This window comes from Neolewinella persica DSM 23188, from assembly GCF_000373105.1.
Classification (GTDB): domain Bacteria; phylum Bacteroidota; class Bacteroidia; order Chitinophagales; family Saprospiraceae; genus Neolewinella; species Neolewinella persica.
In genome coordinates this window covers 81,518-92,504 of the sequence record NZ_KB890439.1, presented here as the reverse complement: position 1 = coordinate 92,504, position 10,987 = coordinate 81,518, and the positions used below count along the sequence as shown (strand labels likewise).

At 46.1% G+C, this 10,987-nt stretch carries 9 protein-coding genes and 1 tRNA gene; 3 read left to right on the top strand and 7 right to left on the bottom strand.

Going from position 1 to position 10,987, the window contains the following annotated elements; genetic code table 11:
* Positions 1–1,863: 1,863 nt before the first annotated feature.
* A complete protein-coding gene (locus B036_RS33640; RefSeq protein WP_157472195.1) occupies positions 1,864–2,259 on the bottom strand; it encodes a hypothetical protein in 396 nt (131 codons plus the stop codon).
* A gap of 184 nt (positions 2,260–2,443) precedes the next feature.
* On the opposite strand from B036_RS33640, the gene B036_RS0117035 reads away from it, so the two are divergent.
* A complete protein-coding gene (locus tag B036_RS0117035; protein WP_020569941.1) occupies positions 2,444–3,562 on the top strand; it encodes a carbohydrate-binding protein in 1,119 nt (372 codons plus the stop codon).
* Between the two features lie 235 nt (positions 3,563–3,797).
* Positions 3,798–4,181: a hypothetical protein gene (locus B036_RS0117030; protein WP_020569940.1), complete on the top strand. Its 384-nt coding sequence runs from the start codon at positions 3,798–3,800 to the stop codon at positions 4,179–4,181.
* 87 nt (positions 4,182–4,268) lie between these two features.
* Here the strand turns inward: B036_RS0117030 and B036_RS0117025 are convergent, their stop codons facing one another.
* From B036_RS0117025 to B036_RS0117005, 5 genes are all read right to left on the bottom strand, one after another.
* Positions 4,269–5,399 carry a phage integrase SAM-like domain-containing protein gene (locus B036_RS0117025; RefSeq protein ID WP_020569939.1) on the bottom strand — a complete coding sequence of 377 codons (1,131 nt, stop codon included), beginning with the start codon at positions 5,397–5,399 and terminating at the stop codon, positions 4,269–4,271.
* Between the two features lie 168 nt (positions 5,400–5,567).
* Positions 5,568–5,639, bottom strand: a tRNA-Arg gene (locus B036_RS0117020).
* A gap of 527 nt (positions 5,640–6,166) precedes the next feature.
* The gene (gene msrB / locus B036_RS0117015; protein ID WP_020569938.1) at positions 6,167–6,748 is read right to left on the bottom strand and encodes a peptide-methionine (R)-S-oxide reductase MsrB; all 582 of its coding nucleotides are present in this window, start codon (positions 6,746–6,748) and stop codon (positions 6,167–6,169) included.
* Between the two features lie 488 nt (positions 6,749–7,236).
* Positions 7,237–7,755 carry a thioredoxin family protein gene (locus B036_RS0117010; protein ID WP_071596789.1) on the bottom strand — a complete coding sequence of 173 codons (519 nt, stop codon included), beginning with the start codon at positions 7,753–7,755 and terminating at the stop codon, positions 7,237–7,239.
* Between the two features lie 69 nt (positions 7,756–7,824).
* On the bottom strand, positions 7,825–8,883 hold the full coding sequence (locus tag B036_RS0117005; protein ID WP_020569936.1) for a PorP/SprF family type IX secretion system membrane protein: 1,059 nt from the start codon (positions 8,881–8,883) through the stop codon (positions 7,825–7,827).
* Between the two features lie 242 nt (positions 8,884–9,125).
* Between B036_RS0117005 and B036_RS0117000 the strand changes: the two genes are divergently transcribed.
* Positions 9,126–9,983, top strand: coding sequence for a C40 family peptidase (locus B036_RS0117000; RefSeq protein ID WP_020569935.1), 858 nt, complete (start codon positions 9,126–9,128; stop codon positions 9,981–9,983).
* Positions 9,984–10,189: 206 nt separating this feature from the next.
* Here B036_RS0117000 and B036_RS0116995 read toward each other — a convergent pair whose 3' ends face one another.
* Positions 10,190–10,876 carry a hypothetical protein gene (locus B036_RS0116995; protein WP_157472194.1) on the bottom strand — a complete coding sequence of 229 codons (687 nt, stop codon included), beginning with the start codon at positions 10,874–10,876 and terminating at the stop codon, positions 10,190–10,192.
* Positions 10,877–10,987: the final 111 nt, after the last annotated feature.

The following is a 10,987-nucleotide window of genomic DNA, read 5'->3' as shown; positions in this document are numbered from 1 at the left end:
TGCCTTTCGGCGGCACAACCGACCTATGCCCCTAATCCTTATTTTGGCCAAAATCAACGGATTTTAGCCCCAGTTTTTGACTTACTGAGGTCCATTCCGGGCCTAAATGGCGACACCTGCCTCAACCGCCCCTGCTCATCGGACTAGCCAAATCAATTGAATACCCATAGGCTCCGTGGGTGGCGGGTTAGTCCAACAAAAGCGCAACGTCAGGCCCGACTACGTCAGGGCTGCCTTTGAGCTTTAAGTGTTATATGCATATATATCACTTCAAACAATCATGTTTGTAATATCTGAAAGTTTGAAATCTGACTGGATAAATAAAAACTATCTTTTCGACCAATATATATTTGTACTATTCCTATGCGGAATCTTTGGATACGAAGGCTTGAAGAGTATAAAACTAAGTAATAAAGGTTTCAAAAAAAAAGTGGCCAATTATTCTTCATTATTAATTTACTTCGCATTAATTTCTACAGCGATCGCGAAACTTTTTATATTTTTCATCAAAGAATACGAAATAGGAATCAATATAATATTTCGAAACAAATACACATATAACAACATTAGCGTTAGCATTGAGCAAGTAAATAGGATTTTCATGAATTCACATTTAGCTTTTTTCGCTGTATTTGGACCATTACTATTAACTATTTTTATTGCTTTTCTTTTAGAGTCCGGGCTCTTCTTATTCAAGTCATTACTAAATGACGAAAGGGCTCGTGAAAGATCAAGACATCTAATAGAACTTTTAGTTACGAGTATATTTTTAAGCCTTTATCTTTATTCTGTTTCGATTCTTTTGGGCTCTTATACTACTATAAAAAATGGTTTCGAAATGACTTTTCAATTAACTTTTTTCAATTTTGCGTTTGACTTTTTCACTATTTTCGTTACATTAACACTAGTAAAAAGAATGCTTAAATCTAAAAGAGCTACGACTATAATATCCCTAGTCATTTCCGATGTTCTAGCAGCTTCAATATTTGCAATACTATCCATTTACCTTGGCTTACTGTTCACAGAGGACCACAAAACGATACTAGAGTGCGCAAGCATACTTGCCGGATTTAATGACAATACATTTTCAGAAGATGGATATCTTTTCTTCCTCATGCACACTACATTTTTCCCAACCGTACTATATCTCTCAACAATTATTTTTTTATTCATTTGCAAGATCATTGTAAGCAACGCAAAGTTCTTTTTAATTCCGAACAATAGCAGTAGGCCATACGCATTGGTAAGAAGTATCTTCTTACTCCTACTCTCAATGTCCAGCTTAATATATATACTAAGAACATATTAGGGAGGGCCGCTATCTAATTTAAAAATAACATTTCTCCCAACTCTATATTGTCAGACAAGTGATGAACATTCATATTAATTTACTCTTGTGGTTTGTGAACTTTTTTTTATCGCGGAAAGCATTCAAATAGGTCGACATAAAACCCTTGCAGTTTCGTTCGATTGGCAGTGAAAAAGTAATCTCGACCTTTAAAAAATACACGTATACTTGTTTATAACATTCCCTGCACCCTACATACAACTCTAACAAAATCAGGACGGCCCATCCTACCCTACGGTTACCCATCTCTTCACCACCAAACAATGCGTAATTATGAATTTCGAATTTCAAAACCTCCACGGCACCGAAAAGCTAAACCAAGCCCTCGTAGCTTCCATACAAATCAAGCGGAAGATCGCTTAGCCAGAGAGAAGAAAATATTGTAGTCCTTCATAAACTGAGAACCCAGCAAAACCCTTATCTTACGTACGCTAAAGATCGGCCCATCAATAGCAGCTCATTTGCGCATTTTCTAACCACTTTAATTCTGCGCAATGAATTACCAAGAAAACCTCCTAGGTTACGACGAAGTAGTCGATACCCTGGCAGATTCCATCACTGTTTACCGGAAGATCTCCACGCCCCTGCGGGACGGCTTCTAATTCCCCGACCTCCTTTCCCTCTACGATGCTTACCCGCACCTCCGCGAGATGTACGACGACCGGCGCACCTTCGCCGCACAGTTCATCGACTTGACTGCTGAAGAAACTTTGGCTGTCCTCGATGAGCTGGCCATCCGCACCGGCGTACCACGAGATAAGGTCGAACAGGTCGCCTTCCGCGCCTTCAGCATCGCCGGCCGTACCTACCGCCTCGTCCGTCACAACCTGGCCGAGATCCAGGACATCCGGGAAGAAGCCAGCCTGATCTTCCGGATGGAGGATGGTGAGGGGATTGGGCTTCTGAACCAAGCGGCTTAGACTACTTTACATTAGCAACCTTTTCTTTTTAGCCGTCTGCCTTTGGGGTGGGCGGCTTTTTTGTTTGTAAAATGGGAGTATATTGCGGGGTGTACGAGTTGCATTGTTTAGGTTGTTCACACAATGCGCGTATAAAACGTCCGATGTAACCAATGATAAATAAAAAAATATCAAGATGAAGGAAATAATTTGTAAAATTATTCTCATAGTTGTTTTCCTAATTGTAAATGTGGCCTTAGCAAAATCACAAAGCAATGACTGTGACATTTGTGGATTAGCACTAAAATATGCTCAAAATGAATATGTTTATGACAATTATTCTAAGTTCCTAATAACTTATGATAAAGTGCTAAATATGAATGAAGAAGAATATGAAAAACAGACATCAAGAGAAGTAGCAAACCTGTACAGTCCTAAATATGGAAGCTTTGATTATAATTCAGATAAGAAAAAAGTTAAAGAATACTTGCAAAATTTTAATATTGAAGAGAAAATAAGACAGAGCCAAGAGGTTAAAACATTTATCTCTCAAAAAATAGGAAACCCTTATGCTTATCAATCTTTTGATAAATGTATCGAAGCGTGTATGCGAAGTGATTTAAGTATTGTTGTTCCTGTGATAGAAAATGAGAGTGAATTCACTTTGAAAATTTTAGCAAGAAGTCGTCCAGGTATCAAGTCCGTTAAAATCAGTAATATTATAATTAAAAATGCTTATTTTGTTCAAGGGAAATTAGAAATAGGAATGCTGCTATCTACAAGTCAGCCTACAATAGTAAGCATGAAGAAGTCTGCAAGTAAGGAAGCCCGTATTTATATCGTTTTCGAGGAAGAAGCGGGTAGAACAAACGATATTCGTATACCTGCCGTAAAACCTAAACCAATACCACAGGACACAAGAACAATAGTATCAATTCTATCATCAGAATATATACCAAGCAAATCATTTAACATTTGCAATAATTGCCTTAATTATGGAAACGGATTGATCACAAATAATAGCGCAAAAGCACAATATAACCAAGCCTTCTACAAAGCAAATTTTGAAGGTGCCGGGAAATATAATGTTTATATAGAATACGCAGCAGGTGAATCTCGCCCAATTGAGGTTTCAATAAATCGTGTTCTAATTAACTCGAACGCATGCAATCGCCCAACAGGAGGGTGGAATGCTAATAATGTTCAAAAAGTTTTGATTGGAGAATGTATTGCTAAAAAAGGAGTAAATGAAATTAAACTTTATCGTTCCAATTATTTTCCACATATTGGGAGAATAATTTTTAAACCTATATAAAATGGATTGTGTAATTAAATTTTAAATATTCGCACTACTCTTTTGACCTTATTCAAATAGTATCGCCCAAGCGATTATTTATAGTAGAGACGTTTTTTTGTTCTGATTGACAAGAAGTATATTATCAATAGGAATAATAAAGGTAGTGACTTGTTATACACCTTCCAATACATTTGAAGCTGCTATTCACTTTATTGAGGCTTATGCAACTATTGGAAATATAAATTATATTATTATGAAAAAAATCATTCTAAGTCTTCCTTTCTTGTTTTTAGGCGTTATAATGAATGCTCAAAATGACGCTTGTAAATTTGTGGGTGAAATATCAATTATTTCAGTTGAAAAAGGAGCATTTTTAGTTTGCACAAAATCTGCTAATCCAGCAGCTTGTAGTATTGCATTCGCAGCGCATAACTGTGGAGACAATCCTGCTTGTGAAGGGATTGTAAAAGACTTAGTTGAAAAAGGATGTAAATATACCGTTGAAGTAGTAGGTAATAAAATAAAAATAATTGGTAAATCAACAGAAGAAAATGTGTATGAATTAAAAAGAACATGGGAAGCTCTCAATTCGGTTGAAGGTATTTTGTGGATAGAAAAAAAATTACTTAACTTTTAAAATAAAAGGCTACACCGAACAAAAGCAACATCGTCCAGCCACGGCAAAAGCCGTGCCCAGTCGTTGTTGCGGTACGTTAGCACCATTTCACCCAAAAAACGCCCTTCCCGCACTAACCTTAGCCAGCTCAATCCCAGAAGCCACCAAGTACCGCTTCATCTGGTGCTCCGTCTTCCAGCCCCCCATCTGCATGATCTCCGGTAACGGAACACCGGCCAGCCAGAGATTAGTGGCCGCGCTCCGTCGCGCCGTGTGCGTCGTCACCAATGACCATTTAGGCTCCCCGTTCACGTCATCATCAATGCCGGCGCGGGCGGCGATCATCTTCACCTTATCGTTGGCCTTTTGGTTGGAGGTAGGAGCAATGTGGTAATCAATCCGCTCCAGAATATCCGTCACCAGGGGCTTAACCGGAATGAAGCCGGTCACCCTGGTTTTGCTGGAAGTGTTACGATAGTAAGTCCGTCCGTTCTGCTCCACAAAGTTTTTGCGATCGATCAGTACGCTGTCAGCGTAGCGCAACACGAAGTAATAAGAGATCAAAAAACGATCCTGCTCCTGGCGGAGATGGGGTTGATCGGATAGATCGACTTTTCGGAAGTCTTCGATTTCTTCAGGGGTCAGGTAAATCTTACGGGCTGTTTCCGGCTTCAGGCTTTTAAATGCCTTTTGCCGCTGTATTTCACTGCTATGGAGCCCCAAGTCAAAACCCAGGTTCATGAATTTCTTCAGGTGCTTAACGTTGGTGGCCACTGCGTGCTCCCCTACCCCGGTGCCGCGCAGCCAGCGGATGAACTCTAGGTACAACGGGATGGTGACGTCATCAAAAGCGATATCTTCTTTCCCCTTGAACCGGGCAAAGGCTGTCAGTTTGTTTTTGAAGGACGGGTAAGAGCGCCATGTTTGCTGGCTGAGGGCGTGCAAGCCTTCTTTACATTCCTGGTGGAAGTTGCCGACCAGGTCAATCAACGAACTACTTCCACCATCGAGGTGCTCCCCCATTATTCGGTGTACCTGGCTATCCAGCTGAGCGTTGATCTTAATGGCCAGCGGCGCACCTTTTTTCAGCCGGCTGGTATTCTCGTCCCAATCTTTCGGGAAAATGTGGAAGTCGGTACGTCGGTATTTGGGTCCGGTGGTAGGATTGACGTAAATTTTGATGTTACAGCTTCCGTCTTTGCGTGGGTGGTGCTTCCACAGAATAGGGCGAACGGTCATTTTCAGAAATTTGCACTTGTGTAGAAATATTTCAGAAACACACGTGCAAAATAGCCGTTAAGAGGCAAAAAGAAGAATTTTAAAACAAAAACATCATAAATAAACAGCTGTAGAATAGCCAACAGGCCAATAGAATCAACAACAGTTGTAAAATTGTTGTTTTAGTAGTGCCCCCAGCAAGACTCGAACTTGCATCTTCGGTTTAGGAAACCAACGTTCTATCCCTTGAACTATGGGGGCAATAGCGGTAGTCTAGCAGTTTAATAATCTAGTAGTTCGATAGTCTCTGTGACTCTATGAACTACTAGACTATGAACTATAGACTAACCTCCGGGCCGCAAAGATAAGTTTCAAAACCATCCGGCCAAATGGAATACGACTTTACGCTAAAATTTGGTAGCCAGCTTTCTCACCGACACGGCAAAGAAGCGACCCAGGCCCGGAGGGCCGTCTCTCGTAGCGAGGGGTGAGCGATGATCCGAAGGATCGAGCGGAACCCCTCGTTTTCGTTGAGGATCGAGCGCGCGCGACCCGTTTTTGTTGGCAGTATAAACGTTACAGCGCCCGCCACCACGTGCAAAATCGCTACGCTCCCTTGCCCGTCTCGGGCCGGGAGGCCCTCGCCCTTAACCACCTAGGCCCGCAGGGCCACCTCTCGTAGCGAGGGGAGACCGACGATCCGCAGGATCGAGGGAACCCCTCGTTTTCGTTGTTATTGTCGTTAGCGGAGTAACTGGCCCAGCATAAATGCGGTAAAACCAGAAAAGCTACTCCTTTTCCGCCTTCGAAAAATCCTCCATCGGTACGAAGTTGAGGGAAACGCCGTTGATGCAGTAGCGCAGGCCGGTGGGTTTAGGGCCGTCGGGGAAGATGTGACCCTGGTGGCTGCCGCAGCGCGCGCAGGAGACTTCAACGCGACGCATGCCGTAGCGGTTGTCCACATCCTGCTTGACGTAAGCGTCGTTGACGGGCTGGAAAAAGCTGGGCCAGCCGGTGCCGGATTTGAATTTGGCGTCGGAGTTGTACGCGGGGAGGCCACAGGCGGCGCAGGTGAAAATTCCGGCGCGCTTTTCGTCGTTCAGGGGGCTGGTGAAGGAGCGTTCGGTACCGTCCTCACGCATCACGTTGTAGGCCTCCGGCGAGAGCATTTCTTTCCAGTAGCTGTCGGGCTTATCGATGGGTACAATTTCGCCATCCACGGCCGGAGGGTCGTATTTATAGGCCGGCGTTTGAGACTTGACCGTCGTGGCCAACTCAGAGGTGTCGGTGGAGGTCTGAACCTTAGACTGGGAATTACAGGCGGTGGTGCTCAGCAACACCAGGGCAAAAAGGAAAGGGAGATAACGCATACGATCAATAATTTGAAGGTGTAACGCTGAATTGGGGGTGCTGGTTTGTTGGGAGCGGTTGAGAAACGTCGTTGAGCGACAATAACCACTAAGGCATTAAGGGAAATAAGGGCTACGCTAAGGAGTATAGGGTGGCGGGGCCGCAGGTGCCGGAAAAGGGATAAAAGAGCAAGGGAAGAAAGGCAAGGCTTTTCAAAGGGCGCTCCGCGCCACAGGAAACCAAGCCAGCTCCTTCAAACTTCCCTTGCATCCTGCGGCCGCGCCCAAAGGAGTATTCAGGTAGCAGTATTCAGGTTTAAGAAACAGGGATCAGGTTTCAGTGGTCCTAAACGCTGTCATAATGCTTAAAGCCCCCCTCCCTTAATGCCTTAGTGGTTAAACCTTGCTGCGAAGCAGCTTTTAATGCCTAGATGCCCTTTATGGTTACTCCACCCCTTCCTTAGTGTAGTACTTATACCCTTAATGCCTTAGTGGTTTATTCCCCCACTCTACTTACCCAACGTTGCCAAATACTCCTGATAAGTCTTAAGCTTATAGTGGCCGCCCTGAATGAAGTTGAGCTCATTAATGAACTTATCCGCCGGCTTAAAACCGGGGCTGATGCTGATCCGATTCCGGTTTTCATCCAGGTAAACGATGCTTGGGTAGCTCATGCGGCTGTCGAGCAAGGCAATGGCCAAATCGTGCGCACCACGGCGATTAACGTTCGGATTAAAATTGAAAGTGAAGCCATCGTACTTGATGGTCTCCTTCTGCTCCGCGTCAAATTTGACGGCGTAGAAGTTCTTTTTGATGAAGGCTTCAACCACCGGATCGGTAAAGACCTTGGCATCCATTTTTTTGCAATAGCCACACCATTCGGTGTATACATCAACGAGCAATTTCTTTGGTTGCTGCTTATTCGCAGCAACAGCTTCGTCCCAGGTCATCCAGGAGATTTGAGCTGATAGGGAAACAGCGCAGCACAAGGCAAAAGCCAATGAGAGGGTAATACGTAGGGAAGACATGTGAATAGTGTTTCTAAAAGAGAGATTAAGCTTGTTTGGACAGTAGGTGCAAGATAGGGAAAACGTAGATTAAAATTTAGGACAAGGCACTGCTTCGTCGTCATTTGACTTACCGAGGTAAGCAATATTCAATTCAAAAGCACCCTGGTGACGGCGGTTAGTTTGCAGGCTATTCAGGCCGACATCGTAGCTAACGCCCACCAGAAAATTATTGATTTCCAGCCCCGCCATGCCTACGGCACTATCCACGCCGTAGCCAGATTCGTTGCCAACGGTCCGAACATAGGCACCAAGGTGGAGCGCCGATCCGTTGGAGTCATCAACCAAAAAACGAATATTGGAGCCGGCGTTCGTCACCGAGTGCGGCCCCTGCATAAAGGTGTAAACGCGCGGACTCAGCGAAATATCCCGGCCAACCGGAATTTCGAAATTAATGTAAGCGCTGTAGCGGCGGTTGAGGGTGTTGGTCACTTCAATGTCTTCGCCACGGGTGGCTTCGTAATAGAAACTCTGCTCGGGTTGATTGACGTGGTGCATCGCCGCACCAACAAATACCGAGGTCTTGTTTCGGGGGGCAAAGGCGTAGTTCAGTCCCAGCTGAAAATCGCCAAAGGCGTAGTTATTTTCCGGAAGTTCTTCTCCGGTCAGCCCATCGACGTAAGTGGAGGTTCCGTCGAAGGAATCTTCGAAAGACAATTGGTCGTAGCTGACGTTACGCTGCACCACGCCGTACTGGAAGCCTACACTGAGCGTCTGGTTGTTTTTGGGGTCCAGTGACTTATGGAAGGCGCCACCAAGCATGATCTGGTTGACACTATAGTTGATCTCCGGAAGTCGGTCGCTGGCAAAAACGACGCCGACGCCAAAGGCATCTTTATATTGGCGCTTTTTCGGATTGACGAAATAGCTAAAATCAGCAGAAAACGCCGTGGTAGAAAATGGGGTCTCCAACGACTGTGCCCACTGGCTTCGGCTGGTGACGGCCACGCGGTAATTACCGGGGAACAAGCCGGTCAGCGCGGGATTGAGGGACAACGGCGAGGAGAAAAACTGAGAAAAGTGATAATCCTGCGCCACACCAATGGCAGACAACAAGACAGACAACGACAGGGTCAGGAAAAACTTCATGCAAGTAATTTGGGACGCAAAAGTAAGACACCTTAAACTGGGAAAGGCACGCAAGATCAACGATTATTGCGGGGAGTTATTGGGTGGTTGGTCGTTAAGGTGCTTTACGCTGCCCGCCTAGTAACTAAAAACGCTGTGCGTTTTCCAGTAAAAGCAGTTAAACCGTCAGATAGCTGGATTCCCTTAACATCTGGCGCTAAAATTCCGGATTATTCCTCCGGGCGAATTATCTTACGCCTTCCATGCAAAACTCCTTCGCACTCGGGCGGTTCACCGCTGCCGCCATTCGGGCCCAGGCCAAAGAAAAAGCTGAAATGACCTCCCAGCTATTGCTCGGAGAGCCCGTCACCATCGTGGAAACCGGAAAGGTCTATTCCCGTATTCGCTGCTCCGACGATGAGTTCGAGGGTTTCGTACGCAACGACCAACTTATTGCCGCTGACGAACGCACCTACCGGTTACAGCGCGACAATCCTGCATTTGCGCTGGACCTCTGGTCGACCATCCTCGGAGATATTGCGGGACTACCCGTGACCTTTGGCGCCCGTCTGCCCGAATACGATGGGCTGCGGCTCACGCACGGTGGTCAGAAATTCCATTATTCCGGTCAGGCGGCGCTGTCCGAAGATCTACGCTCAGAGGCGGAACTCCTCATTCGTTTTGCCCGACGCTGGCTTTACGTCCCGATGCTGCATGGCGGCCGTACACCCACTGGCGTTGACCCCGCCGCACTAATCCAGCTCGTTGCCCGCCTGATCAACATCAAACTTCCGCGCACCGCTGACGCGATGAGCCATCACGGCCGTATGGTAGACTTCGTCATCCAGGCACAGCCCGCTGACCTGGCATTCTTCGATAACCGCAAAGGACAAATTGAGCATGTAGGCCTTCTCTTGCCCGATAGCCAAATCCTGCACGTGAACGACCGCGTTCGGATCGATGCCATCGACCATTACGGCATCTTCAATTACGAATTGGGGAAATACACCCATCGGCTCCGCATCGTGAAGCGTTTACTTCCTGATATGGACCTGCCTAATGTGCTGCTCAAGAAGCGGCAGACGGTGGAGACTGATGAGTCGCAGATGGCCATTTTCTAGTGAGTTGATGAGTTGGTGAGTCACTGAGTGAGCTACCGCTGGTTCCACTCACTTCGCTGCGCTCGTTCGCCCAGAGTGAGCAAACGCAGCGCCGCAAACAGTACTTGCGGCAGCCACTCAGTGACTCGCCAACTCACTATCCCAGTGAGTGAGCACCCGACGGGTGGCGAACGGTACTTGCGGAAGCAACTCAGTGACTCGCCAACTCACTCGACCCAACACCCAGAAAGCTCCCGCCCATACATATAAATGCGTTCCCGCTCCGTAGTTCCCGTGGCAATTTCCATCTCTTTACCGTGTTTAACCACGTAGGTATGCCGAAGGTAGGAGAGCATAGACATCGTGCTCAGGTTGTCTTCTTCCCATTCGAAGCGGAGCAGGGAAATCATTTCACAACGCTTGTCGAAATTTGTCTCTGTTTGGAGGACCAACATAACCGTGGGCACCAGCGAAATGGAGACTACATCACTTCGGAACGCACTGCTTACTTCCTGAAGGATGCTGTCGCGAGCCAGGGAATCGGTACGAGGAACGCTCAACAACCGTTTCATGAGTTCTTGTTGTGCGGCCTGCCGCCGCTCCAGGACTTTAACGGAGGTGCGGGGAAAGCCGTAGGTATCCAGGTAGTTATTCATCCCAGCTAACAGCAGTTCATTACGTTGATGGATACTGTCCCGTAACGCCTGATGCTCTGATGACTTGTAGCCGTACTTAAGCAGAATCGGACTTTCGAGGTGCAGCAACTCCTGATGTGCATGCTTAATAATCTTGAAATAGTCTGAGTGATCCTGGTGCGTTTTGAAATCCCCAGGCAAATAATCCTGCGCAAGCAAGCCACCAAAGCTGACCAATAAGAACAGCATCAATAACGACCTTGAGGTATTCTGCTTCATCGCGTAGCAATAATAACCTGCTCAGCAGGCACACCTTGCCCTGAAACTTGAGTTTAACAGGATGTTCACACGACGGGGGTGAGTCACTGAGTTGATGAGTCACTGAGTGGC

Coding starts and splice junctions, on each gene's coding strand:
- B036_RS0117030 (WP_020569940.1), top strand. CDS start 3,798: ATGAAAAAAATCATTCTAAGTCTTCCTTTCTTGTTTTTAGGCGTTATA.
- B036_RS0117035 (WP_020569941.1), top strand. CDS start 2,444: ATGAAGGAAATAATTTGTAAAATTATTCTCATAGTTGTTTTCCTAATT.
- B036_RS0117010 (WP_071596789.1), bottom strand. CDS start 7,755: ATGTCTTCCCTACGTATTACCCTCTCATTGGCTTTTGCCTTGTGCTGC.
- B036_RS0117000 (WP_020569935.1), top strand. CDS start 9,126: ATGCAAAACTCCTTCGCACTCGGGCGGTTCACCGCTGCCGCCATTCGG.
- B036_RS0116995 (WP_157472194.1), bottom strand. CDS start 10,876: ATGAAGCAGAATACCTCAAGGTCGTTATTGATGCTGTTCTTATTGGTC.
- B036_RS0117005 (WP_020569936.1), bottom strand. CDS start 8,883: ATGAAGTTTTTCCTGACCCTGTCGTTGTCTGTCTTGTTGTCTGCCATT.
- B036_RS0117025 (WP_020569939.1), bottom strand. CDS start 5,399: ATGACCGTTCGCCCTATTCTGTGGAAGCACCACCCACGCAAAGACGGA.
- msrB (WP_020569938.1), bottom strand. CDS start 6,748: ATGCGTTATCTCCCTTTCCTTTTTGCCCTGGTGTTGCTGAGCACCACC.